Here is a 24,274-nt window from a genome sequence, read left to right as displayed (position 1 = left end):
CGGGGTAACGGGTCTTTCCCCGTCGCCCTCAGCCGAGCACCACCACATCCCCCGCATCAAACGCGACCCCCACCGTCTCGCCCACCCCCGGTGCCTCGCGCAGCGCGCAGGCCGCCTCAAGGCGCGGGCCTTCCTTCGGCTGCAGGCGCACCGCGACGTGCGTACCGCGGAACGTGCGGGCCACCACCTCGCACGGCAGCCCCTCGTCGAGGGAGACGAGCCGCACCCCGGCAGGGCGCACCAGGATCTTGTGCCGTCCGGCGGGCGTTCCCGTCGGTACCGGGATGCTGCCCCACACCGTCGCGGCGACCCCGCCCTTCACCGCCGCGTCGACGACGTTGTCGAAGCCGAGGAAGCGCGCCACGAACTCGTCCGCCGGGTGCTGCCACACCTCAAGTGGCGTGCCGGACTGGGCGATCCGGCCGTCGCGCATGACGACGACGCGGTCGGCGAGGGCGAAGGCCTCACCCTGGTCGTGCGTGACGGCGAGCACGGTGGTGCCCAGCTCGTCGAAGAGTTCCCGGAGTTCGACGACCAGGCGTTCCCGCAGTGAGCGGTCGAGCTGGCCGAGCGGCTCGTCGAGCATCAGGAGGCGGGGCCGCGGGGCCAGCGCTCGCGCGAGGGCGACCCGCTGCTGCTCGCCGCCCGAGAGTGAGGCCACCGCGCGCCGCTGTGCGTTCGGCAGCCCGACGAGGTCAAGCAACTCGGCGACGCGGTCCGCCTGTTCGCCCCGCGACGCGCCGTGCATACGCAGCCCGAACGCGACGTTCCCCGCCACGTCGCGCTGCGGAAAGAGCTGGTGGTCCTGGAACATCAGGCCGACGCCCCGCTTGTGCGCGGGCACCCCGCGCTGGTCGCGACCGCCGAGGAGGACCTGCCCCCCGTCGAGCCCCTGGAGCCCGGCGACCGCCCGCAGCAGCGTCGACTTGCCGCTGCCGCTCGGCCCGAGCACGCAGACGATCTCGTGCTCGTCGACATCGAGGTCGACGGCGTCGAGCACGGCCCGCGCCCCGAAACGTACCGTCGCGTTCCGCAGCCTCAGCAGGGCGTCCGTCATCAGAACTCCCCCGTGGTGCGGTTCGTCCGAACGCGTTCCAGGAGCAATAGCGACACCGCGCACACCACCATGAGAATCGTCGAAAGGGCCATCGCCTGCCCGTAGTTGAGGTCACCGGCCCGGCCGAGCAGCCGCGCCACGGCGACCGGCAGCGTCGGGTTGTCCGGCCGTGCGATGAAGACGGTCGCCCCGAACTCGCCGAGCGACACGGCGAAGGCGAACCCGGCGGCGATCAGCAGCGCCCGCCGCACCATCGGCAGGTCGACCTCCCGCCAGGCCCGCAGCGGCGAGGCGCCGAGCACGGCAGCCGCCTCACGCAGGCGTCCGTCCACCGCGCGAAGGACCGGCAGCATGGTGCGTACGACGAAGGGCACGCCGACCAGCGCCTGGGCCAGCGGTACCAGGATCCAGGTGGCCCGCAGATCGAGCGGCGGCTTGTCCAGCGTGATCAGGAATCCGAAGCCGACGGTCACCGCGGAGACCCCGAGCGGCAGCATGAGCAGCGCGTCGAAGCCGCGGACGAGGCGCCCGGCACGGCGCGTGAGCGCGGCGGCGGCGAGCCCTCCGATGACGACCGCGATGGCGGTGGCCACGACCGCGTACTGCAAGGAGTTCCAGATCGCCTCGATCGGCGGCACGAGGAAGGCCCCGCCGTCCGCCGAGGTCAGCTCCTTGTAATACATGAACCCGAAGCCGTCGGGACCGTCGAAGGACCGCTGGATCAGCACCCCGAGCGGCAGCAGGATCAGCAGCGCGACCGTCGCGACGACTACTCCGAGCAGCGTCCACTGCCCCGCCCCGCGCGGCCGACGCGCGACGGCCGCGGCGTCCACGAGCTTCAGCGCGCTCTCGCGCCGCCGTGCCGTCCACGCGTGCACGGCGAGGATCAGCCCCACCGCCGCGAACTGCACGATCGTCAGGACGGCGGCCGTCGGCAGGTCGAGCAGCTGGGCGGTCTGCCGGTAGATCTCCACTTCGAGGGTGGAGTACGCGGGTCCGCCGAGGATCTGCACGACGCCGAACGAGGTGAAGGTGAAGAGGAACACCATGAGCGCGGCAGCGGCCACCGCCGGTCCAAGGGCGGGCAGCGTGACCGTCCGCCACGCCGTCCAGCGCGAGGCGCCGAGCATCCGCGCGGCCTCCTCCTGCCGCGGGTCGAGCTGCGACCAGAGCCCGCCGACGGTGCGGACGACGACCGCGTAGTTGAAGAAGACGTGCGCGAGCAGGATCGCCCAGACGGTGGTGTCCAGGCGGACGCCCCACAGCTCGTCGAAGAGCCCGCCCCGCCCGATCAGCGCGAGGAAGGCCGTCCCGACGACGACCGTCGGCAGCACGAACGGCACGGTGACGACGGCCCGCAGCGCCTGCTTGCCGGGGAAGTCGAAGCGCGCGAAGACGTACGCGCCGGGGAGCGCGATCAGCAGCGTCAGCGCCGTCGACGCGAGCGCCTGCCAGGTGGTGAACCACAGCACGTGCCGGATGTCGGACTGCCCGAGCACCTCCGTGATCCGCCCGAACTGCCAGACGCCGTCGACGTGCAGCCCGCGCGCGACGATCGCCGAGACCGGATAGGCGAAGAAGAGCGCGAAGAACGCGACGGGCCCGGTCATCAGGCCGAGCCGCGCCGCGCTCCCCCTGCTGAAGCGCGCGCAGGGACGGGACTTCGTCACTTCAGTACGAGCGAGGTCCACGACTTGATCCACGGCTCACGGTTGTCGGCGATCTTCTTCGGGTCCATGGTCTGCGGCTTGTCGACGGTCACCCCGTGCTCCGTGAACAGCTCCGGCAGCTTGGTGCCCTCGCGCACCGGGTTCACGAACATGTTCAGCGGCATGTCCTCCTGGAACTCCTTGCCCGCGAGGAAGTCCAGGAGCGCCTTGCCGCCCTTGGTGTTCTTGGCGTTGCTGAGCAGGCCCGCGTACTCGACCTGGCGGAAGCAGGTGCCGGTCGCGACGCCGGTCGGCGCCTCCTTGGGCTGCGGCTTGCCGAAGAGCACCTCGACGGGCGGCGAGGAGGCGTAGGAGACGACGAGCGGCCGGTCGCCCTTGGCCTTCCTGCCTCCCGCGGACCCGGAGAACTCCTCGTTGTAGGCCTGCTCCCAGCCGTCGACGACCTTGACGCCGTTGGCCTTGAGCTTCTTCCAGTAGCCCTGCCAGCGGTCGTCGCCGTACTTGGCGGCGGTGCCGAGCAGGAAGCCGAGGCCGGGCGACGACGTCGAGGTGTTCTCGGTGACCAGCAGGTCCTTGTAAGCGGGCTTGGTCAGATCCTCGAAGGACTTCGGCGGCGCCAGCTTCTTGTCGGCGAAGTACTTCTTGTCGTAGTTCACGCAGATGTCGCCGCTGTCCACGGGCGTCACCCGGCGCTTGTCCCCGTCGACCCGGAACTCCGGCTTGATCCGCTCCGAGCCCTTGGCCTCGTACGTCTGGAAGAGGCCGTTGTCGAGCGCCCGCGACAGGAGCGTGTTGTCGACGCCGAAGAAGACGTCGCCCTGCGGGTTGTCCTTGGAGAGGATCGCCTTGTTCACCGCGGCGCCCGCGTCGCCGTCCTTGAGGACGTGGACCTGGTAACCGGAACGCTTCTCGAAGTCCTTGAGGACGTCCTTGGAGACGTTGAAGGAGTCATGGCTGACGAGCGTCACGCTCTTGGAGCCGGACGTCCCGGAACCGCCGTCGGAACTGCCGCACGCGGAGACGGCGACAAGCCCGATGCCCACCGCCACCGCGGTGAACGTGACCTTCTTGGTGGTGCTCACTGAAACTTCCTCCTGGGTGTCCAGGAAGAGACGCGGCCCCGCCCGCCGGCCGGGTGGCCGCGGGCAGGGCGCTACAGCTTGAGTCGTGCCCGAACTCCCTACCCGGAATGACCCGGGCGAGGTTCAGAGGGTCTGCGGCCCACCTGTCCAAGGTGCCGCACTCTCAGCGCTGTGGCGCTCCCCTGTCGGAAATATGCAGATGTATAGCGGATCCATATACGAGGCGTACGCCCGCACGCCCGTCAGACTACCCCTCGGCCTACCTCTCGGCCGCGGCGAGCTGGCCGCACGCTCCGTCGATCTCCTGGCCCCGGGTGTCCCGGATCGTGACCGGCACCCCGTGGGCGGCGATGGCCGCCACGAACGCCTTCTCGTCCTCGGGGCGCGACGCGGTCCACTTCGAGCCCGGCGTCGGGTTCAGCGGGATCAGGTTGACGTGCACCGGCTTGTTCTTGAGCAGCCGCCCGAGCCGGTCACCACGCCATGCCTGGTCGTTGATGTCGCGGATCAGCGCGTACTCGATGGAGAGGCGACGGCCCGACTTGGCCGCGTACTCCCAGCCCGCGTCGAGCACCTCCCGCACCTGCCACCGCGTGTTCACCGGTACGAGGGTGTCGCGGAGGTCGTCGTCCGGCGCGTGCAGCGAGATCGCGAGCCGGCACTTGAAGCCTTCGTCGGAGAACCGGTGGATGGCGGGCACGAGGCCCACCGTCGACACCGTGATCCCGCGCTGCGACAGGCCGAGGCCGTCCGGCTCCGGGTCGGTGAGGCGGCGGATGGCGCCGGTCACGCGGTTGTAGTTGGCCAGCGGCTCACCCATGCCCATGAAGACGATGTTGGAGAGCCGCGCGGGCCCGCCCGGAATCTCGCCGTCCCTGAGCGCGCGCATCCCGTCGACGATCTGGTGCACGATCTCACCGGTCGACAGGTTCCGGTCCAGACCGGCCTGCCCCGTGGCACAGAACGGGCAGTTCATCCCACAGCCCGCCTGCGAGCTGATGCACATGGTCACCCGGTCCGGATACCGCATGAGCACCGACTCCACGAGCGTCCCGTCGAAGAGCCGCCACAGCGTCTTGCGCGTCGTGTCGTCGTCACAGCTGATGTGCCGCACCACGGACATCAGGTCGGGCAGCAGCGCCTCACGGAGCTTCTCGCGCGCACCGGCGGGAATGTCGGTCCACTCCGCCGGGTCGTGCGCATACCGCGCGAAGTAGTGCTGCGAGAGCTGCTTGGCGCGGAACGGCTTCTCGCCGATGGCGGCGACGGCGTCCTTGCGCTCAGCGGGCGTGAGGTCGGCGAGGTGCCGCGGCGGCTTCTTGGCTCCGCGGGGCGCGACGAAAGTGAGTTCTCCGGGTACAGGCATGGTCCATCCAGTGTCGCAGACATACGACAAGGGGCCCGCCGCCCTGTGGACAACGAGCCCCTCACCCACATATACGCAGGTCAGACGGCGTACGCCAAGTCGCTCAGCCCGACCCGACAAACAGCACGAGCAGCAGCCAGACCACCGGCGCCGTCGGCAGCAGCGAGTCGAGGCGGTCCATGATGCCGCCGTGTCCCGGCAGCAGCGTGCCCATGTCCTTGATGCCGAGGTCCCGCTTGATCATCGACTCGCCGAGGTCGCCGAGCGTGGCGCTCACCGCCACCGCGAAGCCGATCACCAGGCCCTGCCACCACGCGCCGTCGTCGATCAGGAACTGCAGGCACAGCGCGCCCGCGGCCATCGCGAAGGTGACCGCGCCGACCAGGCCCTCGCGGGTCTTGCCGGGGCTGATGCGCGGCGCGAGCTTGTGCTTGCCGAAGCGCCAGCCGATCGCATACGCACCGGTGTCGCTGACCACGGTCAGGAGCAGGAAGGTGAGCACCCGCTTCGGGCCGTCGTCGGCGGTGAGCATCAGCGCCACGAACGTGGCGAGGAACGGGACGTAGAAGGCGGCGAAGACCCCCGCCGTGACGTCCTTCAGATAGCCCTCGGGAGGCTCGGTCATGCGCCAGACGAGGACCGCGAGCGCGGTGAGGGCCATCGCGACCCACGCACCCTCCGTCCCCCGCACATACCCGGCGACGACCATCGCCGCGCCGCCCACCGCGAGCGGCACGAGCGGCGCCTTGATGCTCTTGCGCTCCTCGAGCCGCGACGTGAGCTCCCAGAGGCCGACCACGACAGCGACCGCTATGACGCCGATGAAGACGGCCTTCACGATGAAAAGCGACGCGATGATCACCGCGCCGAGTCCCACACCGACTCCTATGGCCGCCCCGAGATCGCGGCCCGCGCTCTTCTTCTGCGGTGCCACCGGGGCGGGCTGCGGCTGAGGTGCGCTGGGCATGGGCTCCTGCGGAGGCTCGTCACGGAACAGGGGGCCGCCCATCGGAGTGGCCCCCCGGTCGTCGTCCTGGTCTCCGCCGTTCACGGGTACGTCGGGCACGATGGGCATGGGCTGTGTCTCAGACGGAAACAGCGCGTCCTGCGCATCGTACGCGGGACCTGGCGGGGTCGCCCCCTGACCAGGTCCGTGGTCGGGCGGCCCCCAATACCCGGCTCTGGGCGGCGCCCCCCAGGAAGAGTCGTTCACGGATCGGTTCCCTGATTCCTCGGACTCGAGACTCAGACTTCGAGCAGCTCGGCTTCCTTGTGCTTGAGCAGCTCGTCCACCTGGGCGACGTACTTGGCGGTGGTGTCGTCGAGCTCCTTCTCACCGCGGCGGCCCTCGTCCTCACCGATGTCGCCGTCCTTGATCGCCTTGTCGAGGGCCTCCTTGGCCTTGCGACGGATCGACCGGATCGAGATCTTGGAGTCCTCGGCCTTGGTCTTGGCGACCTTGATGTACTCCTTGCGACGGTCCTGGGTCAGCTCGGGGAACGTCACACGGATGATATTGCCGTCGTTGCTCGGGTTGACGCCGAGGTCGGAGTCCCGGATCGCCTGCTCGATGTTGCGCAGCGCGCTCTTGTCGAACGGGGTCACCACGGCCATCCGCGGCTCGGGCACCGAGAACGAGGCCAGCTGGTTGATCGGCGTAAGCGCGCCGTAGTAGTCAGCCACGATCTTGTTGAACATCGCCGGGTGCGCACGGCCGGTGCGGATCGCGGCGAAGTCCTCCTTGGCGACCACGACGGCCTTCTCCATCTTCTCCTCGGCCTCGAGGAGGGTCTCTTCGATCACCACTTGCTCCTGCGTGTCTTGAGTAGGCCCGGCCGGCACGGGGTGGCCGGCTGCGTCGCGTGTCTTTCCTGCACGGTGTCCGACCGGCAGGGCTTTGTCCATCCCCTCAAAGGCCGTCTCGCATAGGTCCCTTGAGGCTGGTCCAGGTCCCGGAGGTCAGGCCCGGTTTCCCTGGTCGCCCACGAGTGTGCCGATCTTCTCACCCTTGACGGCCCGGGCGATATTGCCTTCGGAGAGCAGCTCGAAGACGAGGATGGGCAGTTTGTTGTCCCGGCACAGCGTGATCGCCGTCATGTCGGCGACCTTCAGGTCCTGGGTGATGACCTCGCCGTAGCCGAGAGCGTCGTACTTCACCGCGTCGGGGTTGGTCCGGGGGTCGGAGTCGTAGACCCCGTCCACGCCGTTCTTGCCCATGAGCAGCGCCTCGGCGTCGATCTCCAGGGCGCGCTGCGCGGCGGTGGTGTCGGTGGAGAAGTACGGCATGCCCATGCCGGCGCCGAAGATGACTACACGGCCCTTCTCCAGGTGCCGCACGGCGCGCAGCGGGATGTACGGCTCCGCGACCTGACCCATGGTGATGGCGGTCTGGACGCGGCACTCGATGCCCTCCTTCTCCAGGAAGTCCTGGAGAGCGAGGCAGTTCATGACCGTGCCGAGCATGCCCATGTAGTCGGAGCGGGCCCGGTCCATGCCCCGCTGCTGGAGTTCGGCGCCGCGGAAGAAGTTGCCGCCGCCGATGACGATGGCGATCTGCGCGCCGTCACGGACGACGGCCGCGATCTCGCGGGCGATGGCATGCACCACGTCAGGGTCGACCCCGAGGCCGCCTCCACCGGCGAACGCCTCGCCGGAGAGCTTCAGCAGGAAGCGTCCGGCAACTTTGTCGTCGTCACTCTTCGAGTCGGCCTTGGTGGTCATGTGGTTCTCGCTTCTCTTACTTGGCACACATGCGAAGAAGGCCACTGCCGGTGGGGTGTCGTTCGCATCCCATGCTCGGCAGTGGCCTCCTCGTCAGATCCTGCGGTCGTACGTCGCGCACGAGGACCGTGCGCGGGCGACCGCTGTCGACCCTAGCGGGGTCTACCGTCGATCGCGGTACGGACTCAGATGCCGACCTTGATGCGCGCGAAGCGCTTCAGGGTGACACCGGCCTCGGCGAGAACCTTCTCGACCGACTTCTTGTTGTCCAGCGCGTACGGCTGACCGAGGAGGGTGGCCTCCTTGAAGAAGCCGTTGACACGACCCTCGACGATCTTCGGCAGCGCGGCCTCGGGCTTGCCCTCGGCGCGGGTGGTCTCCTCGGCGACGCGACGCTCGGTCTCGATGACCTCGGCCGGGACGTCCTCACGGGAGAGGTACTTCGGCGCGAAGGCGGCGATGTGCTGGGCGATGCCCTTGGCGACAGCGGCGTCTGCCTTGTCCAGCTCGACGAGGACACCGATCTGCGGGGGCAGGTCGGGCATCGTGCGGTGCATGTACGCGGAGACGTAGGCGCCCGAGAACTGCGCGAAGCGCTCAAGGACGATCTTCTCGCCGAGGTTGGCGTTGGCCTCGTCGACGTACGCCTGGACGGTCTTACCGGCCTCGATCTCGGACGCGAGCAGCGCCTCGAGGTCGGCCGGGGACGTCTTGGCGATGTGGGCGGCGAGGTTGTTCGCCACGGCCTGGAACTTGTCACCCTTGGCGACGAAGTCCGTCTCGCACTTCAGCTCGACGATGACACCGGAGGTGTTGTCGTCGGCGATGAGGGAGACCACCGCGCCGTTCTCGGCAGAGCGGCCTTCGCGCTTGGCGACGCCCTTCTGGCCCTTGATGCGGAGCGCCTCGACGGCCTTGTCGACGCTGCCATCGGCCTCGTCGAGCGCCTTCTTGCAGTCCATCATGCCGGCGCCCGTGAGCTCACGGAGCTTCTTGACGTCAGCGGCGGTGTAGTTCGCCATGATCGAAAATTCTCTCTCGAAGTCTGAAAGATCTACGGAGGTCTACGGGTGAACGGCGGGGGCCGATGGGCCCCCGCCGTCAACTACCGAACCTGTGAGGTCAGGCCTGCTCGGCGTCCGCGGCGGGCGCCTCGACGGCGGCAACCTCGGCGGGGGCCTCGGCCTGCTCGGCGTCGGCGGCCTTCTCCGTCTCGGCGGACTTCTGAACCTCGGCCTCGGCCTCGGCGGCCTTCGGCTCCTCGGCCTTGGCAGCCTCCTCGGAGTCCGCCTTCTTCTCGCCCTCGAGCAGGTCGCGCTCCCACTCGGCGAGCGGCTCGCCGGCGGCCTTCTCGCCCGGCTTCTGGTCGCCCGTGGCCACGCCGGAACGGGCGATGAGGCCCTCGGCGACGGCGTCGGCGATCACGCGGGTGAGCAGGGTGACGGAGCGGATCGCGTCGTCGTTGCCCGGGATCTTGTAGTCGACCTCGTCGGGGTCACAGTTGGTGTCGAGGATGGCGACGACCGGGATGTTGAGCTTCCGGGCCTCGCCGACCGCGATGTGCTCCTTCTTGGTGTCCACGATCCAGACGGCGCTGGGCACCTTGGACATCTCGCGGATACCGCCGAGGGTCTTCTCCAGCTTGGCCTTCTCGCGGGAGAGGACGAGCAGCTCCTTCTTGGTGAGGCCGGACGCGGCCACATCCTCGAAGTCGATCTGCTCGAGCTCCTTCAGGCGCTGCAGGCGCTTGTAGACAGTCGAGAAGTTGGTGAGCATGCCGCCCAGCCAGCGCTGGTTGACGTAGGGCATGCCGACGCGGGTGGCCTGCTCCGCGATGGCCTCCTGCGCCTGCTTCTTCGTGCCGACGAACATGACCGTGCCGCCGTGGGCAACGGTCTCCTTGACGAACTCGTAGGCGCGGTCGATGTACGACAGCGACTGGAGCAGGTCGATGATGTAGATGCCGTTGCGCTCCGTGAAGATGAAGCGCTTCATCTTCGGGTTCCAACGACGGGTCTGGTGACCGAAGTGGACGCCGCTTTCCAGCAGCTCCCGCATCGTGACGACGGCCATGGCCGTTCTCCTTGAGAATCTCGGTTGTGCCGCGTGTGCCGGACGGCACTCGCGCCTGACGCCCGCTCCGCGCCTTGCCCACGAGGGACCGAGGGGCGCTGACACCGGCTGTTTCATGGCCAGGTGCCGGGGCGTGCGAAGTCGACCCGGTGACCCGGATCGCCACGAGAAGTGTACGGGACCCACGGGGTGGCGGGTGACGCCGCCGTCGATGCCCAGGTGACGGCGGTCCGCGGGGCGGACGCGGCTTCCCGTGGCAGCTCTGACGGCAGCTCTCATGGCCGCCCCCACGACAGATCCCACCCCGGCTCCCACGACCGGGTGACGCCGATATCCACAACCGCCCGGTCATCCACAGATCCGGTCCATGATCCCCACGGCGGGACCCGGCGCGGGACGGTTCTCCCATGCGCCTGGAACTTCTGCTGCCGGTGCTGGCAGCCCTGCTCGCGACCGTCTTGCCCTCGCCCGCGCCTTCGACCCCGGCCCCGTCCCCGACTCCGTCCCCGGCCGCCTCCTGGCCGGTGGGCACCCGCCCCGAGGTCATCCGTGCGTGGGACCCGCCCTCGACCCCGTACGGCGCGGGTCACCGGGGCGTGGACCTCGCCGCGCCGCCGGGCAGTGCGGTACGGGCCGTGGCCCCCGGCCGGATCGCCTTCGCGGGCCGGGTGGCGGGCAGAGGCGTGGTCTCGGTGGAACTGGACGGCACGGGTGATCCGCCTCTGCGCACGACATACGAACCGGTGAGGGCGTCACTGAGGGCGGGCGACGAGGTGGAGGCGGGCGACGTGGTCGGCACCATGGAGCTCCCGACGAGCCACTGCCCGGGAAGCTGCCTCCACTGGGGCCTGCTCAGGGCCGGAACCTACCTGGATCCCCTGACCCTGCTGCCCCCATGGCTCCTGCACCGGGGCCCGTCCCGCCTGCTGCCGGTGACCACCGGCATACCGTGACCCCCGGCATGCGTGACCCCCGGCATGCGTGACCCCCGGCATGCGTGACCCCCGGCATACGTGACCCCCGGTACCGGCATACGTGACCCCCGGCATCCAAGGACTCAGCCCCGCACACCCCGCAGAGCCATGGCCACGGCCGCCTCGGTGATGGCCGTGGGCTCCTCGGCGGCACCCAGCTCGATCCGCCGCACCGCCGCGTCCACGATGCCCTGGAGCAGCATCGCCGCCATACGGGGCTGCTCGTGCCCCAGCTCCTCGAGCGCCTCGACGATCATCGCGATGAGACCGCCATGCGCGGCACGGATCTTCTCCCGGGCCCCGGCGTCGAGCTCGCTCGCGGAGATGGCGACCACGGCCCGGTGCCGTCGGTCCCCCACCAGTGCCAGCTGCCGCCGCACATAGGCCTCGACCTTGCCCTCGGCCGATCCCGCGCCCTCCATCGACGCCGACACCTCCGCCGCCCAGACGGGGAAGTCGACCTCGCACAGCTCTTCCACCACGGCTGCCCGTGACCGGAAATATTCGTACACGGAGGACCGGGCGAGCCCGGTTCGTTCAGCGAGGGCGGGGAAGGTCAACGCCTCCGTACCGCCTTCGGACAGCAGGGAACGCGCGGCGTCCAGCAGGGCGCCGCGCTGCATCGACCGGTGCTCGGCCACTGAGGCCGCTCGAATCCTTGGCACAGCTCCACTTTACGGACGGGACGCCGCGCGCGGGAGCCGCTCCCGCGCGCACGCCCTCGGGCAGGGACGATTCAGCGCGCTCAGCGGCCAAAACTGGCCAGCTTCGCCCGCAGCTGCAGCACGGACTTCGTATGGATCTGGCTCACCCGGCTCTCGGTCACCCCGAGCACATTGCCGATCTCGGCGAGCGTGAGGCCTTCGTAGTAGTAGAGCGTTACGACGGTCTTCTCACGCTCCGGCAGCGTGTTGATCGCCCGCGCGAGCAGCCGCCGCAGTTCCCGGTCCTCGGCTACCTCCACCGGGTTGTCGGCCGCGTGGTCCTCGAGCGTGTCCATCAGGCTCAGCCGGTCGCCACCCTCGCCGCCGACGTGCAGCAGCTCCTCCAGGGCCACCACGTTCGCCAGCGACAACTGGCTGAAAACCGCGTGCAGTTCCTCCAGTGCGATTCCCATCTCGGCGGCGACCTCCCCCTCCGAGGGAGTCCGTCGCAGCTGCGCCTCCAGCGTGGCGTAGGCCCGCTCGACATTGCGTGCCTTCTGCCGCACGGACCGGGGGATCCAGTCGAGCGCTCGCAGTTCGTCGATCATCGCGCCACGGATGCGCGTGATCGCGTACGTCTCGAACTTGATGGACCGCTCGATGTCGAACTTCTCGATCGCGTCGATCAGCCCGAACACCCCGGACGAGACGAAGTCGGCCTGCTCGACATTGGGCGGCAGCCCCACGCTCACCCGGCCCGCGACGTACTTCACCAGCGGCGAGTAGTGCAGGATCAGCTGCTCGCGCAGCCGCCCGTCGCCCGTCTCCTTGTACGACCGCCACAGCTCGTCCAGCGACGACGGCGCGGGAGGCCGCTCCCGCTCGCCGCTACGAGCGGCGGGGGGAACCGCTGCCCGGTCGGACCCTGAGGTGTGCTGGGGCATTCGTCGCCTTGAGCCGTTCTGCCGTGAACCGGTGATGTCGCGTGGACTGGGGAGATCGCGTGGACTGGGGAGATCGCGTGGATCAGTGGCCTCGCGCGAACCGGTCGAGTCGCCGGTGTCGCTCGCGCCGGTGCGATGGGGAGCGTGCGTGGAATGAATGAGGTTGTCCGTCTGGTTGCCTGTCCGTGCCGGAATCCTTGTGAGCGTAGCGTGACTGAAGTGTTGCAGTGAGCGAAGAGTAGGGGATCGCGCGGGCGCAGATACGTTCCGCTGGGCGCTCCAGCAAGTCGACCCGGTCGCTCTGCGTGACGACCCCGAACCGTCAACTCCGCGATTTCTCAAGGTCGTCGGCGGTCATCCGTCCGGCGGAACACGCTCGGTCACGACCCACCTCCCTCGGTGAAGACAGGCGGATTCGCCTGGCGTGTCAACTGCCAGCCGTCGCCGTGTCGTTCGACGAACCCCAACGACTGAAGCTCGTACAGTCGCCCTATCGCGTCGTCCTCGGTCGTCCCGGCGCCGACCGCGACGTCCCGCACCACGGCACGATCCCGTGCGGGCAGGGCCGCCAGGACGCGCTGCGCCCCGGAAGTGAGCAGGTCACGCGGCACGACGGGGCCGCGCCGGGCCGGTGCGAGATCCCCCATGTCGCCGACGAGCTCGACTACTTCGGCGGCATCGGTCACCAGGACGCCGTCACCCCGCAGCAGTTCGTGGACTCCGGCGGAGAGGCCACTGGTCGCGGGCCCTGGAACCCCCATGGTGAAGCGCCCCAACTCCTGAGCGCTGCGCGCCGTGGCGAGCGCCCCGCTGCGGTAGGCGGCCTCCACCACCACGGTCCCCCTGGTCAGTGCCGCGATCAGCCGGTTCCGCTGGATGAACCTGCTCGGCGTCGGATGATCACCCGGTGGTAACTCACCGACGACCAGACCCTGTTCCGCGATCCGGCCGATCAGCTCGGTGTGCCCGCGCGGATAGGGCCGGTCGACGCCGCAGGCCAGCACGGCCACGGTTGCACCACCGGCTCCGAGCGCCCCTCGGTGCGCGGCACCGTCCACGCCGTACGCCCCACCGGAGATCACGACCCAGCCGCGCTCCGCGAGCCCCGCGGCGAGCCCGGCCGCCATGTGCGCGCCGTACTCCGTGCAGGCCCGCGCCCCTACGACGGCCACCGACCGCAGCGCCCAGATCCGCAAGGAGGGCCGCCCCCGGACCCAGAGCCCGACCGGCCGCGCGTCCCCCAGGTCGTCCAGCGTCACCGGCCACTCCGCGTCCCCCGGGCACACGAACCTCCCCCCGACGCCCCGCGCCACCTCCAGATCCCGCTCCGGCCGCACCTTCGCCGCCCGCGCCCGCAGCCCCTCCCACCGCCGCGCGGTCACCCCCGCCAGCGGTTTCTCCTCTCCCCGGAGCCGGTGCAGCACCTCACCGGCCCCCACCTCGCGCAGCCACCGCCCGCCGATCGCGTCCCCCGGCTCCAACACCCGCGTCAGGGCGACCCGGGCGAGCCGTTCGTCCTCCGGCGGCGGGGCGGCGGTCACGTCGGAGCCCCGATCGCCATCGGCACGCCGCGTGACACTCCGGTGCGCAGTTGCAGCGCCAGCGCGACGTCCTGGGCGGAAGGCCTGCCATGACCCGCGAGGTCCGCGACGGTCCAGGCCACCCGCAGGACGCGGTCCAGGCCGCGGGCGGTCAGGAAGCCCCGCTCCAGATCCAGTTCGGCCGCGTCCAGCGCGCCGGGGTCGGCCGGCCAGCGTGTGCGCAGCGCGTGCCCGGGGACCTCGCTGTTGGTCCGCCAGCCGGTGCCGGTCAGCCTGGCCGCCGCCCGTTCCCGGGCGGCCCGCACCCGGTCGGCGACGGTCTGGGTGGACTCCCCGCGCGTGCCGTACCCGGCCAGCTCGGAGCGGGTGACCGGTTCCGCCACGACCTTCAGGTCGATCCGGTCGAGCAGTGGGCCCGAGAGACGAGCCTGATAGCGCCGGATGACGGAGGCCGGGCACTCGCAGCCGTCACCCAGCAGGGTGTGCCGACCGCACGGGCAAGGGTTGGCCGCGAGCACCATCAAGAACTTCGCGGGCAGCCGCACCACCCCCGCACTGCGCGCGATCACCACATGCCCCGATTCGAGGGGCTGGCGCAGGGAGTCCAAGGTCTGGCTGCTGAACTCCGGCGCCTCGTCCAGAAAGAGCACCCCGCGATGAGCGAGCGACACCGCCCCCGGCCTCGGGATGCCCTTGCCGCCGCCCACGAGCGACTGCATCGTCGCGGAGTGGTGCGGTGCGCAGTACGGCGCGATGTCCACCAGCGGCTTGCCCGGTGGCAGCATGCCCGCCACCGAGTGGACCGCGGTGACCTCCAGGGACTCCTCCCGGGTCAGCCGGGGCAGGACGGCCGGCAGGCGCTCCGCGAGCATCGTCTTCCCTGCTCCCGGTGGCCCTTGCAGGAAGAGGTGGTGCGCCCCTGCCGCGGCCACCTCGACGGCGGTCCTGGCCGGTCCCTGTCCGACGACGTCGGACAGGTCCAGGGCATGGGTGTCGTCCAGGGCGCCGCTGAGGCCCGTGCCGATGCCGGTGCCGGGGACGCAGAGCCCCGCGAGCATCGGATCGGGCCGGCCCGTCTCGTCCGGCTCCTCCATGGGAACCGGCTCGTCGGTGAGCACCGCGATGAGCTGCCGCAGGCTGCGCACGCCGAGAACGGAGACGCCCGGCACGAGCGAGGCCTCGGCGGCCGTGCACTCCGGGACGACCACCTGCTCATACCCCGCGTCGGCCGCGGCGAGGACCGCGGGAAGCACCCCACGGACCGGCCGCACCCGGCCGTCGAGGCCCAGCTCCCCGATCATCACGATGTCGGCGAGGACCTTCGGGTCGATCCGCTCGGCCGCCCCGAGAACGGCGCAGGCCACCGCGAGATCGAAACCGCTGCCGCTCTTCGGCACCGATGCCGGGCTCAGCCCGACCGTGAGCTTCTTCTGGGGCCATTCAGCGCCCGAGTTGACCACGGCGGCCCTGACCCGGTCGCGGCTCTCGGTGAGGCTCTTGTCCGGGAGGCCCACCAGCGTGAACGCCGCGACGCCCGGCTCCAGATCGGCCTGCACCTCGACGACCACGCCCTCGACGCCGACCAGAGCGACGGAACACGTACGCGCGAAACCCATCAGGCCACCCCCCGCGCGTGCTCGACCACGGGGACACCGCGCTGCGGGATGAGGACGCCGATCAGATCGATGCGGACGCCGCCGGGCGGTGGACCGCCGCGCTCCTCGATCCAGCGCTCGGCCAGTCTCCGCAGCCGCTCCGCCTTGGTCCGGCTCACGGCCGCCATCGGATGCTCGAACAGCGCGGTGCCGGCCCGGCCCGCCCTGCGCGTCTTGACCTCGCAGACGACCAGGGCCTCCCCGTCCATGGCCACGATGTCGATCTCACCGGTTCTGCCCGCGCGCCAGTTGCGCTCCAGAACCGTCATCCCCGACTCGACCAGCCGCCGCGCGGCCAGATCCTCGCCGTACCTGCCGATCGCTCCCCGTGCGTTCATGTCGGCACCACCTCCGGCACCCACAGTCACGCGTCCGCCCGCACCTATTGGATCTTGGTGCACAACTCACCGGTTGTGGAAAACTCCGCCACCCTTGCGGGTGAACTCCCCCGCGCCCGGCCCCTGGCTCCCCGGCTCGCCGATCAGCTGCCCGGCAGTTCGAGATCGCTCTTGTTGAGCTCCTCGATGTTCACGTCCTTGAACGTGAGGACCCGCACCTGCTTGACGAACCGAGCGGGCCGATACATGTCCCACACCCAGGCGTCCGCCATGGACACCTCGAAAAAGACCTCACCCTGGACCGAATGCACCTGCATTTCGTAGTCATTGGTGAGGTAGAAGCGCCGTTCGGTCTCGATCACATATTTGAACAGACCGACGACATCGCGGTACTCCCGGTAGAGCTTCAGCTCCATCTCGGTCTCGTACTTCTCGAGGTCCTCGGCGCTCATGGCATGTTCCCCTTCAGCCGTGCGTCCCCCTATTGTGCGTCAGCCCCGCGAACCGCTACACGATTTCCGTGTCGAGGATCTCGGGCCCGTCCGGGGGCCCCTCGTCGAGCAGCCTGCGAAGCAGCTCGGCGAGCCTGGTCGGATACACCGTCTCATGAGCCTCGGTCAGTTCTCGGCACGTCCACCAACGTGCTCCGGCGACACTGCGCCTCTCCAGCTCGGTGAGGCCCTCGGCCACGGTCGCCGTCTGTGCCGTACGTGCCAGGTAGTACCACTCGTCCTGCTCCCAGCGCCGCCCGGCGAACGGGAAGGAGCAGACCCGCCGCCACAGGACGGGGCCGAGCTCGACCTCTGTGATACCGGTCTCTTCCCGCAGCTCGCGCAGGGCCGCCTGCTCCCGCGACTCGTCGCCCTCCACACCGCCGCCCGGCGTGAACCACCAGTCGTCCGTCCGGTCGCCGGGCTCGTATCCATGCAGCAGCAGGATGCGGTCGCTCGGATCGAGCAGGATCACCCGCGCCACCCTGCGCAGCGGCCGCCCCGACAGTGCGGGCCCGGGACCTCCGGCGATCACCGTCTCCTCGGCCGCGGACGCATCGGTCGACGCGCCCTCGCCCGACGCCCCGTCAGCCGACACCGACGCCCCGTCAGCCGACACCGGCGGCCTCTTGCGTGCGGTTCCTGCCGCGTCCGCGGCCCAGGCGCTTGGCCACCGGTCCGTACGCCGCGCCGCCCAGGACGAGCACCATGCCCACCACGATCGCGATCACCACCATGCGCAGCGGACCGGGCTGCGAGATGCCGCCCGGCATGTCCGAGAAGCCCTGGGGCCGCGCCAGCAAGCCGAACTTGTCCATCGGCCAGGCCACCGCGTCGACCCGTGCCTTCACGGCGCCGCGCGGCACCGAACCGTGGTCCCCGTCGCCCAGGTGCACGCTGGAGTCCAGGGAGCCGCTGCGCTCGTCGCCGAGCAGGAAGAGGCGGCCCTTGGGGACCGTCGTGGTAGGGATGCCCGTGGCCGCCGCGCCCTGGCCCTCGGGAAGATACGGTTCTGCGACTTCCTCGCCGTTGACGGTCAGCTTGCCTTCCTTGCAGCAGGCGACCTTGTCGCCGCCTATGCCGACGACGCGCTTGACCATAGGCAGGTCGCCCCAGGTCGACTGCTTGAAGACGACGACGTCGCCGCGGCGGACGTCGTCACCGTCGATCCGCTGCGCGAGCACCCGGTCGCCGGAGCCGATCGTCGGCGTCATCGATCCGGTGGGGACGGTGTACGGCTGGTACTGGACGGCGCCCCAGGCGAACCCTCCGAGGAAGAGCACACAGCCGAGGGCCACGGCGACACCCGACAGCACGCTGCCGAGCCGTCCGCGGCCCTCGTCCGTACGACGTGTCCTGCTCATCCCGGTGCTCCCCCGTCTCGGAGACGACCCCGCCGTCCGTAGCTACGGACGGCGGAAGATCGGCGATCTGGGACGGCACCCTACCTGGCGGTACCCCCGCCAGAAACCCTCGCGCCCTGCGCGGCCGCGACCGTCAGGCGCCGCCTGCGCCACAGCACGATCGGCACCGAGCCCGCGAGACCGAGGACGCCCGGCGCCGCGCTGGAGAGCGCGTTGATGCCCGGCTGGTCGAAGGTGTCCGGCTTGGGCAGCGTGGCCCAGCGGGTGGGCGGCCAGGCGATCACGATGGCGCGGCCCACGACGTTGTCCACGGGGACCGCGCCGCCGCCGGGCTGGTTCTGGTGGTAGCGGGAGTCCAGCGAGTTCTGCCGGTGGTCACCCATGACCCAGATTTTGCCCTTGGGCACGGTCACCTTGAACTGGCCGCCCTGGTCGTCGACGCTGCACGGGGTGTTCCCCGCGAAGACGTACGGCTCGTTCAGCGCCTTGCCGTTGACCTTCACCGGGCCGGTGCCCTTGCACTCCACGGTGTCGCCGCCGACCCCGATCACGCGCTTGATGAGGTCCTTCTCGTCGGCCGACGGCATCAGGCCGACCCAGCCGAGGACCCGCTGGATCGCGTTCGGGTCGGGCGTGGGCTCACCGTCCAGCCAGTGGCCCGGGTCCCTGAAGACCACGACCTCACCGCGCTCGGGCTCGGAGCCGAACCACGGAGTCAACTTGTCGACGAGAACGCGGTCGCCCTGCTGCAGCGTGTTCTGCATCGAGTCCGACGGGATCGAGAACGCCTGGACCAGGAAGGTCTTGATGATCAACGCCAGGACGAGGGCGATGCCGATGAGAAGAGGAAGCTCCTTCCAGAAGGAACGGGGCTTCTTCTGCTGCTTGGCATCCTGCTCGCGCGTCGCGCCATCGCCGTCCGCGACGTCATTCCCGGGGGTGGCACCGCCTTCGACGCCCTCGACGCCCGGCTCGTCGGATCGCTCCGGCCGCTCTTCGGGCCCCTCGTGTCCGGATCGTGCGCCGACCGCCAAATCCCCCACATCCACTCCTCAGTCCGTGCCGCCGCCTGCCCCAGATGCGATGCAGGCCCACCACTCCCATAACGAGCGGGAGTTCCGCAGGGGTCGGGAGCCGGATCAATCCATATCGATCGTCGGGGGCCACCCTATGCGACACACCTGTGGCGGTGTCCGATGCCGCACGCGCGTCGGGAACCGACGCATACGTGTCGGGCTCTTCCAGTTTGCGCCAGTGTCCGAAGGGCCAGGCGATGACCATCGCGCGCCCCACCACCTCGTCCTCGGAGATGGTGCCGTGGAACTTCTCGGTGCGGTGGAAGCGGGAGTCGGCCGAGTCGCTCCGGTGATCGCCCATCATGAAGAGGCGCCCTTCGGGGACCTTCACCTCGAACGCGAAGGCGGAGGGCTTGTCCCCGGGGTGGATGTAGGGCTCGTCCAGAGGGACGCCGTTGACCGTGACCTTGCCGTTCTTGTCGCAGCACTTCACGGTGTCGCCACCGACGCCGATCACGCGCTTGATCAGGTCCCGCTCACTGTCGGAGGGGAGCAGACCGATCTGCGTCAGACCCTCCTTGAGCTGCTTGACGACCACCGGGTCGTCCTTCTTCTTGCCCTGCTCCTCTTCGAGCCAGTTGCCGGGGTCCTTGAAGACGACGACATCACCGCGCTCCGGCTTCGACCCGAACCAGGGGGTGAGCTTGTCCACAAGGACCCGGTCACCGATCCGGATCGTCTGCTCCATGGACCCCGAGGGGATCACGAAGGCCTGTACGAGGAAGGTCTTCAGGACCAGCGCTATCAGCAGGGCCACGCCTATGAGGAGCGGCACTTCTTTGATCGCCGAGCGCCGCCTGCGCCGCTTGACCTTCTTCGCGAGCTTGCGCCGGTCGGCCCGGCCGGGCAGTACGGGGCCATCCGTCGGCCGGGACCCCGTGGGCAGCCGGGTGTCCGCCTGGTCGCCGGCGCCGCGCATCCGCCCCCGGTTACCCATGCGTGCCACCCGGGTCCGGCACGCGCGCGTACCCGTCGGGCCGCTCCAGGGACGTCCAGCGGCCGACCGGCCAGGCGATCCAGTCGGCCCTGCCGATGACTTCGTCCACGGGGATCATGCCGCCGCCGGGCTCCCCGAGGTGGTCACGGGAGTCCCGGGAGTCACTTCGGTGGTCCCCGAGGAGGAACAGGCTGTCCTGCGGGACGACGACGTCGAAGGGCACCCGGGAGGGGACGTCACCCGGGTACAGGTACGGCTCGTCGACGGGCTCGCCGTTCACCTTGACCCTCCCCCGCTTGTCGCAGCAGACCACCCGGTCTCCCCCTGTGCCCACGACCCGCTTGATGTAGTCGGCGTCTCCGAAGTAGCCGCTCCCGTCGAAGACGACCGCGTCACCCCGCTGCGGCTCGGAACCGAAACGGTACGCCAACTTGTTGACGAGCACCCGGTCCCCGGAGCGGAACGCGGGCTCCATGGAGCCGCTCGGGATCTCGAAGGGCTGCACCGCGAAGGTGCTGACGACCAGCAGGAGACCCGTGCACAGCAGGAAGGACAGGGTGAGCCTGCCGCCCGGCAGCCAGTCGGTCAGTGACGCAAGAACGGAGCGCGACCGCCCCTCCGTCCCCTCGGATGCTTCGGCGACGTGCGGGACGTCTCCGGAATCGGAGGGTGAGGAGGAGCGGTCGCGCTCCGTGTGCTGTGCTTCGGTGTCCATCGGGGCCAGATGCTATCCGGCCCTGCTGTGGACCCGCGCGCGAGCTCAGTTGTCGCGCTTCTCCTTGATCTTCGCGGCCTTGCCGCGCAGGTCACGGAGGTAGTACAGCTTCGCGCGGCGCACGTCACCGCGGGTGACGAGCTCGATCTTCTCGACGATCGGGGTGTGCACCGGGAAGGTGCGCTCGACGCCGACGGAGAAGGAGACCTTGCGGACCGTGAAGGTCTCGCGCACGCCGGCACCCTGGCGACGGATGACTACGCCCTTGAACTGCTGCACACGGGAGCGGTTGCCCTCGATGACGCGGACGTGGACGTTGACGGTGTCACCCGGGCGGAACGCGGGGACGTCGGTGCGCAGCGAAGCGCTGTCGACGGAGTCGAGCAGGTTAGCCATGATCGTCTGCTTTCTTCACTGATGCCACAGGTCATCAGCGGAACGTGGTGATGAGGATTCGGTAGCTGATCGCGTCGGGCGGGCGTCTTGACCGTCTCCCGCTGACGCGGAGAGAGAGCTTCGGTCGATCCCCCTGTGGCAGGGGCGCACGCTGGACGTACAGCAGAGGGCTATTCTTCCACGGCCTGGGGGTCTCGCCCAAATCGGCCGTCGGGCCCCGGCCGCCACCCCAGGATCGAGAGCATCTCGCGGTCCTTCTTGTCGAAGGCCTTGGGGTCGCAACGCTCAATGAGATCAGGCCTGTTCCGGGTGGTGCGCCGCAGCGCCTCGTCCCGCCGCCAGCGCGCGATCTTGCCGTGATGACCGCTGACCAGCACGTCGGGAATGCCGTGCCCGCGCCACTGGGGAGGCTTGGTGTAGACGGGGCCTTCCAGGAGGTTGGCCATGGCTCCGGGGGCGAAGGAGTCGTCCTGGTGGGACTCCGCGTTGCCCAGGACGCCCGGCAGGAGCCGCGCCACGGCCTCCGTGACGACCAGGACGGCGGCTTCCCCGCCCGCGAGGACGTAGTCGCCGATGGAGACCTCGTAGACGGGCATGCGGGTCGCGTACTCGTCCGTGACGCGGCGGTCGATGCCCTCGTAGCGCGCGGGCGTGAAGACCAGCCAGGGGCGCTCGGAGAGCTCCACGGCGAGTTCCTGGGTGAACGGGCGTCCGCTGGGCGTGGGGACGACCAGGACGGGGCCGTGGGCCCCCGCCTCGTACCCCTCGGCGAGCACGTCGTCGAGGGCCGCGCCCCAGGGCTCGGTCTTCATGACCATGCCGGGGCCGCCGCCGTAGGGAGTGTCGTCGACCGTGTTGTGCCGGTCGTACGTCCACTCCCTGAGGTCGTGCACCTGGACGTCGAGCTGCCCACGCGCGCGTGCCTTGCCCACGAGGGAGACGTTCAGGGGTTCCAGGTACTCCGGGAAGATCGTGACGACGTCGAGCCGCATTACGCCTTGTCCTCCGAGACCGCGCCGGAGTCGCTCTCCGGGGCCGCCTCGGCGTCCCGGGCGGAAGCGATCTCCGCGCGGTCGTCGATGAGGCCCGGGGGCGGGTCGATGACCGCGCGCTGCTCCTCGAGGTCGATCTCGGTGACGATCTCCTCCACGAAGGGGATCATGACCTCGCTGCCGTCGGGCCGCTCCACGATGAACAGGTCCTGCGAGGGCAGGTGCGAGATCTCCGTGATGCGGCCGACCTCGGTGCCGTCCGTCAGGACGACGTCGAGGTCCATGAGCTGGTGGTCGTAGAACTCGTCCTCTTCCTCGGGGAGCTCTTCGGGGTCCACCTCGGCGATCAGGATCGTGTTGCGCAGGGCTTCGGCTCCCGTGCGGTCGCGTACGCCCTCGAAACGCAGCAGCAGACGGCCGCTGTGCACCCGGCCGGACTCGATGGTCAGCGGCCCTGTGGCGGCGGGGTCGGTGGCCAGGACGGCGCCGGGGCCGAGCCGCAGCTCCGGCTCGTCGGTGCGGACCTCGACGGTTACCTCACCCTTGATGCCGTGGGCACGGCCGATGCGGGCGACTACCAACTGCACTGCGTTTCTCCTCATCCAACGACTACGGGCCGGGGAAGGCCCTGAAGCCCTCCCCGGCCCGAGCCGGTGCTGCTGTGGTTCTACGAACCCGGTTCAGCGAACCTGGTCCACGTCGACGAGGTCGACGCGGACACCGCGGCCACCGATGGCGCCCACGACCGTGCGCAGAGCGCGTGCGGTGCGGCCGTTGCGGCCGATCACCTTGCCGAGGTCGTCAGGGTGGACCCGGACCTCGAGGACGCGCCCGCGGCGCAGGTTGCGCGAGGCCACCTGCACGTCGTCGGGGTTGTCGACGATGCCCTTCACGAGGTGCTCGAGAGCCTCCTCGAGCATGCTCAGGCCTCGGTCGACTCGGTGGACGCGGCGTCGGCCTCGTCCGCCTTCTTGTCAGACTTCTTGGCCTTCTGGGTGATGGCCTCACCCTTGACGTCGTCACCCTCGAGGCCCTTGGTGAAGGCCTCGAACGCAGCGCGCTTGTCCTTGGGCTCGGCAACCTTCAGCGGCGCCGGGGCGGGCAGGCCCTTGTGCGCCTGCCAGTCGCCGGTGAGCTTCAGGATCGCCATGACCGGCTCGGTCGGCTGGGCGCCGACGGACAGCCAGTACTGGGCACGCTCCGAGTTGACCTCGATGCGCGAGGGGTTCTGCACCGGGTGGTACAGACCGATCTCCTCGATGGCCCGGCCGTCACGGCGGGTACGGGAGTCGGCGACGACGATGCGGTAGTGAGGCGAACGGATCTTGCCCAGACGCTTCAGCTTGATCTTGACTGCCACGGGAGTGGTGTCTCCTGGTCTTGACGTGGGTGGGCACAACAGTGATGCCGCGTGGGGTTGCGGTACTCGAGTGCCCGATGGACGCGTCAGCCGGAGGAGAGAGGGGTCCTGTGCGACTGTCGAGTACAGCTAGCCATTGTGCCATACGTCGCCGGGGCGCCCGAATCCGGGCCGGACGCCCCGCTCCAGCTCAGCCCACGCCCACACCGACCACTTCCGGGATACGGAACGGCTTTCCACAGCCGCCGCACATGATCGGCGCCTGGGCGAGCACGGAAGGGACGACGCGGACGTTGCGCCCGCAGTCGCAGACCGCCTTCACGCGCACGCCGCCTCCGGAGGAGCCGTGCCGGGCGGCCGGCCCCCGGAAGCTGCGCGCGGTGTCTGCCGTCGTCGCTGCGGTGTGCGCCTTCAGTGCGCGCTGCAGGCGGTCGATCGTCGGGCGGTAGCGCTTCTTCGCCTCCGGGTTGAGCGTGACCAGGGAGAAGCCGCTGCTGGGGTGCGGCTCCTCGGGATGATCCAGGCCCAGCTCCTCGGCGATCGCGAGGAATCTGCGGTTGTGGTAACGGCCGGCACGTGAAGTGTCGCGTACACCGCGCGAGGCGGCGATGCCATGGACTGCCTCGTGAAGCAGTCGCTCGAAGGAGAGCTCGGCGCCGCAGGCGGACGACGACTCTCCGATAAGGGATTCGGGCGCGGCAAGGTCGGGCAGCTCGGGGTGGTGCCGCTGAATGTCGGCCCACGCCTGTGCCAGCTCTGCGGCGAGAACAGGTGGTGTCGTGCTCACGTCGTGACAACGAGCCGAGTGCCCTGGGGGTTCCATTCCGGGGCATCCCAAATAATTTGCACGTACCCGTCAGTTGCCGTTGATGCGTCCG

The 24,274-nt window shown here is 69.8% G+C and carries 27 protein-coding genes and 1 riboswitch; of the genes, 1 reads left to right on the top strand and 26 read right to left on the bottom strand.

Annotation, left to right across the window (positions count from 1 at the left end; genetic code table 11):
• Window positions 1-28: 28 nt before the first annotated feature.
• From ABZ953_RS11930 to rpsB, 9 genes are all read right to left on the bottom strand, one after another.
• Window positions 29-1,057, bottom strand: coding sequence for an ABC transporter ATP-binding protein (locus ABZ953_RS11930; RefSeq protein ID WP_361720740.1), 1,029 nt, complete (start codon window positions 1,055-1,057; stop codon window positions 29-31).
• Window positions 1,057-2,748 carry an iron ABC transporter permease gene (locus tag ABZ953_RS11925; RefSeq protein WP_361720737.1) on the bottom strand — a complete coding sequence of 564 codons (1,692 nt, stop codon included), beginning with the start codon at window positions 2,746-2,748 and terminating at the stop codon, window positions 1,057-1,059. Before ABZ953_RS11925 ends, ABZ953_RS11930 begins: the two co-directional genes overlap by 1 nt.
• Window positions 2,724-3,809 carry a thiamine ABC transporter substrate-binding protein gene (locus ABZ953_RS11920; protein WP_361720734.1) on the bottom strand — a complete coding sequence of 362 codons (1,086 nt, stop codon included), beginning with the start codon at window positions 3,807-3,809 and terminating at the stop codon, window positions 2,724-2,726. The genes ABZ953_RS11925 and ABZ953_RS11920 overlap by 25 nt, the downstream gene beginning before the upstream one ends.
• A gap of 77 nt (window positions 3,810-3,886) precedes the next feature.
• A riboswitch (TPP riboswitch) is annotated at window positions 3,887-4,003 on the bottom strand.
• Between the two features lie 65 nt (window positions 4,004-4,068).
• Window positions 4,069-5,175 carry a 23S rRNA (adenine(2503)-C(2))-methyltransferase RlmN gene (rlmN, locus tag ABZ953_RS11915; RefSeq protein WP_361720731.1) on the bottom strand — a complete coding sequence of 369 codons (1,107 nt, stop codon included), beginning with the start codon at window positions 5,173-5,175 and terminating at the stop codon, window positions 4,069-4,071.
• A 103-nt stretch (window positions 5,176-5,278) separates the two neighbouring features.
• On the bottom strand, window positions 5,279-6,388 hold the full coding sequence (locus tag ABZ953_RS11910) for a phosphatidate cytidylyltransferase (protein WP_361720728.1): 1,110 nt from the start codon (window positions 6,386-6,388) through the stop codon (window positions 5,279-5,281).
• Window positions 6,389-6,420: 32 nt separating this feature from the next.
• On the bottom strand, window positions 6,421-6,978 hold the full coding sequence (gene frr, locus ABZ953_RS11905; RefSeq protein ID WP_361720724.1) for a ribosome recycling factor: 558 nt from the start codon (window positions 6,976-6,978) through the stop codon (window positions 6,421-6,423).
• Between the two features lie 156 nt (window positions 6,979-7,134).
• A complete protein-coding gene (pyrH, locus tag ABZ953_RS11900) occupies window positions 7,135-7,896 on the bottom strand; it encodes a UMP kinase (protein ID WP_361720721.1) in 762 nt (253 codons plus the stop codon).
• A 185-nt stretch (window positions 7,897-8,081) separates the two neighbouring features.
• Window positions 8,082-8,918, bottom strand: coding sequence for a translation elongation factor Ts (gene tsf / locus ABZ953_RS11895; protein WP_361720718.1), 837 nt, complete (start codon window positions 8,916-8,918; stop codon window positions 8,082-8,084).
• A 100-nt stretch (window positions 8,919-9,018) separates the two neighbouring features.
• A complete protein-coding gene (gene rpsB / locus ABZ953_RS11890; protein ID WP_361720715.1) occupies window positions 9,019-9,969 on the bottom strand; it encodes a 30S ribosomal protein S2 in 951 nt (316 codons plus the stop codon).
• 407 nt (window positions 9,970-10,376) lie between these two features.
• Here rpsB and ABZ953_RS11885 point away from each other — a divergent pair, with 407 nt between their 5' ends.
• Entirely contained in the window at window positions 10,377-10,922 is a 546-nt protein-coding gene (locus ABZ953_RS11885) for a M23 family metallopeptidase (RefSeq protein ID WP_361720713.1), read from the top strand.
• A 104-nt stretch (window positions 10,923-11,026) separates the two neighbouring features.
• Here the strand turns inward: ABZ953_RS11885 and ABZ953_RS11880 are convergent, their stop codons facing one another.
• The 17 genes from ABZ953_RS11880 to ABZ953_RS11800 form a co-directional block, all read right to left on the bottom strand.
• Window positions 11,027-11,584 (bottom strand): helix-turn-helix domain-containing protein, encoded by a 558-nt coding sequence (locus ABZ953_RS11880; protein WP_361721019.1) that lies wholly within the window; start codon window positions 11,582-11,584, stop codon window positions 11,027-11,029.
• Between the two features lie 104 nt (window positions 11,585-11,688).
• On the bottom strand, window positions 11,689-12,531 hold the full coding sequence (whiG, locus tag ABZ953_RS11875) for an RNA polymerase sigma factor WhiG (RefSeq protein ID WP_361720710.1): 843 nt from the start codon (window positions 12,529-12,531) through the stop codon (window positions 11,689-11,691).
• 380 nt (window positions 12,532-12,911) lie between these two features.
• On the bottom strand, window positions 12,912-14,072 hold the full coding sequence (gene dprA, locus ABZ953_RS11870) for a DNA-processing protein DprA (RefSeq protein ID WP_361720707.1): 1,161 nt from the start codon (window positions 14,070-14,072) through the stop codon (window positions 12,912-12,914).
• Complete coding sequence (locus ABZ953_RS11865) at window positions 14,069-15,688, bottom strand: YifB family Mg chelatase-like AAA ATPase (RefSeq protein ID WP_361720704.1); 1,620 nt, start codon at window positions 15,686-15,688, stop codon at window positions 14,069-14,071. Before ABZ953_RS11865 ends, dprA begins: the two co-directional genes overlap by 4 nt.
• Entirely contained in the window at window positions 15,688-16,065 is a 378-nt protein-coding gene (locus tag ABZ953_RS11860) for a YraN family protein (protein ID WP_361720701.1), read from the bottom strand. Before ABZ953_RS11860 ends, ABZ953_RS11865 begins: the two co-directional genes overlap by 1 nt.
• A gap of 143 nt (window positions 16,066-16,208) precedes the next feature.
• The gene (locus ABZ953_RS11855) at window positions 16,209-16,517 is read right to left on the bottom strand and encodes a DUF2469 domain-containing protein (RefSeq protein WP_005311352.1); all 309 of its coding nucleotides are present in this window, start codon (window positions 16,515-16,517) and stop codon (window positions 16,209-16,211) included.
• A gap of 55 nt (window positions 16,518-16,572) precedes the next feature.
• Window positions 16,573-17,091 carry an NUDIX hydrolase gene (locus tag ABZ953_RS11850; RefSeq protein ID WP_361721016.1) on the bottom strand — a complete coding sequence of 173 codons (519 nt, stop codon included), beginning with the start codon at window positions 17,089-17,091 and terminating at the stop codon, window positions 16,573-16,575.
• Between the two features lie 73 nt (window positions 17,092-17,164).
• Window positions 17,165-17,920, bottom strand: coding sequence for a signal peptidase I (gene lepB / locus ABZ953_RS11845; RefSeq protein WP_361720698.1), 756 nt, complete (start codon window positions 17,918-17,920; stop codon window positions 17,165-17,167).
• Window positions 17,921-18,000: 80 nt separating this feature from the next.
• Window positions 18,001-18,963 carry a signal peptidase I gene (lepB, locus tag ABZ953_RS11840; RefSeq protein WP_361720695.1) on the bottom strand — a complete coding sequence of 321 codons (963 nt, stop codon included), beginning with the start codon at window positions 18,961-18,963 and terminating at the stop codon, window positions 18,001-18,003.
• Window positions 18,848-19,933: a signal peptidase I gene (gene lepB, locus ABZ953_RS11835; RefSeq protein WP_361720692.1), complete on the bottom strand. Its 1,086-nt coding sequence runs from the start codon at window positions 19,931-19,933 to the stop codon at window positions 18,848-18,850. The genes lepB (ABZ953_RS11840) and lepB (ABZ953_RS11835) overlap by 116 nt, the downstream gene beginning before the upstream one ends.
• Window positions 19,926-20,648 carry a signal peptidase I gene (gene lepB / locus ABZ953_RS11830; protein WP_361720689.1) on the bottom strand — a complete coding sequence of 241 codons (723 nt, stop codon included), beginning with the start codon at window positions 20,646-20,648 and terminating at the stop codon, window positions 19,926-19,928. The genes lepB (ABZ953_RS11835) and lepB (ABZ953_RS11830) overlap by 8 nt, the downstream gene beginning before the upstream one ends.
• 45 nt (window positions 20,649-20,693) lie before the next feature.
• Complete coding sequence (gene rplS / locus ABZ953_RS11825) at window positions 20,694-21,044, bottom strand: 50S ribosomal protein L19 (protein ID WP_361720686.1); 351 nt, start codon at window positions 21,042-21,044, stop codon at window positions 20,694-20,696.
• 170 nt (window positions 21,045-21,214) lie between these two features.
• Window positions 21,215-22,036, bottom strand: a complete 822-nt coding sequence (trmD, locus tag ABZ953_RS11820; protein WP_361720683.1) for a tRNA (guanosine(37)-N1)-methyltransferase TrmD — start codon at window positions 22,034-22,036, stop codon at window positions 21,215-21,217.
• On the bottom strand, window positions 22,036-22,623 hold the full coding sequence (gene rimM / locus ABZ953_RS11815) for a ribosome maturation factor RimM (protein WP_361720680.1): 588 nt from the start codon (window positions 22,621-22,623) through the stop codon (window positions 22,036-22,038). The genes trmD and rimM overlap by 1 nt, the downstream gene beginning before the upstream one ends.
• 93 nt (window positions 22,624-22,716) lie before the next feature.
• A complete protein-coding gene (locus ABZ953_RS11810) occupies window positions 22,717-22,956 on the bottom strand; it encodes an RNA-binding protein (RefSeq protein ID WP_014176063.1) in 240 nt (79 codons plus the stop codon).
• 2 nt (window positions 22,957-22,958) lie between these two features.
• Window positions 22,959-23,396, bottom strand: coding sequence for a 30S ribosomal protein S16 (gene rpsP / locus ABZ953_RS11805; protein WP_361720677.1), 438 nt, complete (start codon window positions 23,394-23,396; stop codon window positions 22,959-22,961).
• 190 nt (window positions 23,397-23,586) lie between these two features.
• Window positions 23,587-24,183, bottom strand: coding sequence for a hypothetical protein (locus ABZ953_RS11800; protein ID WP_361720674.1), 597 nt, complete (start codon window positions 24,181-24,183; stop codon window positions 23,587-23,589).
• Window positions 24,184-24,274: the final 91 nt, after the last annotated feature.

It is taken from the genome of Streptomyces sp. NPDC046465 (assembly GCF_040646035.1).
Lineage (GTDB): Bacteria > Actinomycetota > Actinomycetes > Streptomycetales > Streptomycetaceae > Streptomyces.
This window is presented reverse-complemented; position numbering and strand designations above follow the sequence as displayed.

What these genes read in the sequence shown, in the direction of transcription:
- ABZ953_RS11930 (WP_361720740.1), bottom strand. Translation starts at nt 1,057, where the DNA reads ATGACGGACGCCCTGCTGAGGCTGCGGAACGCGACGGTACGTTTCGGG.
- rlmN (WP_361720731.1), bottom strand. Translation starts at nt 5,175, where the DNA reads ATGCCTGTACCCGGAGAACTCACTTTCGTCGCGCCCCGCGGAGCCAAG.
- pyrH (WP_361720721.1), bottom strand. Translation starts at nt 7,896, where the DNA reads ATGACCACCAAGGCCGACTCGAAGAGTGACGACGACAAAGTTGCCGGA.
- tsf (WP_361720718.1), bottom strand. Translation starts at nt 8,918, where the DNA reads ATGGCGAACTACACCGCCGCTGACGTCAAGAAGCTCCGTGAGCTCACG.
- rpsB (WP_361720715.1), bottom strand. Translation starts at nt 9,969, where the DNA reads ATGGCCGTCGTCACGATGCGGGAGCTGCTGGAAAGCGGCGTCCACTTC.
- ABZ953_RS11885 (WP_361720713.1), top strand. Translation starts at nt 10,377, where the DNA reads ATGCGCCTGGAACTTCTGCTGCCGGTGCTGGCAGCCCTGCTCGCGACC.
- whiG (WP_361720710.1), bottom strand. Translation starts at nt 12,531, where the DNA reads ATGCCCCAGCACACCTCAGGGTCCGACCGGGCAGCGGTTCCCCCCGCC.
- ABZ953_RS11865 (WP_361720704.1), bottom strand. Translation starts at nt 15,688, where the DNA reads ATGGGTTTCGCGCGTACGTGTTCCGTCGCTCTGGTCGGCGTCGAGGGC.
- ABZ953_RS11860 (WP_361720701.1), bottom strand. Translation starts at nt 16,065, where the DNA reads ATGAACGCACGGGGAGCGATCGGCAGGTACGGCGAGGATCTGGCCGCG.
- ABZ953_RS11855 (WP_005311352.1), bottom strand. Translation starts at nt 16,517, where the DNA reads ATGAGCGCCGAGGACCTCGAGAAGTACGAGACCGAGATGGAGCTGAAG.
- lepB (WP_361720698.1), bottom strand. Translation starts at nt 17,920, where the DNA reads ATGAGCAGGACACGTCGTACGGACGAGGGCCGCGGACGGCTCGGCAGC.
- lepB (WP_361720692.1), bottom strand. Translation starts at nt 19,933, where the DNA reads ATGGGTAACCGGGGGCGGATGCGCGGCGCCGGCGACCAGGCGGACACC.
- lepB (WP_361720689.1), bottom strand. Translation starts at nt 20,648, where the DNA reads ATGGACACCGAAGCACAGCACACGGAGCGCGACCGCTCCTCCTCACCC.
- rplS (WP_361720686.1), bottom strand. Translation starts at nt 21,044, where the DNA reads ATGGCTAACCTGCTCGACTCCGTCGACAGCGCTTCGCTGCGCACCGAC.
- trmD (WP_361720683.1), bottom strand. Translation starts at nt 22,036, where the DNA reads ATGCGGCTCGACGTCGTCACGATCTTCCCGGAGTACCTGGAACCCCTG.
- ABZ953_RS11810 (WP_014176063.1), bottom strand. Translation starts at nt 22,956, where the DNA reads ATGCTCGAGGAGGCTCTCGAGCACCTCGTGAAGGGCATCGTCGACAAC.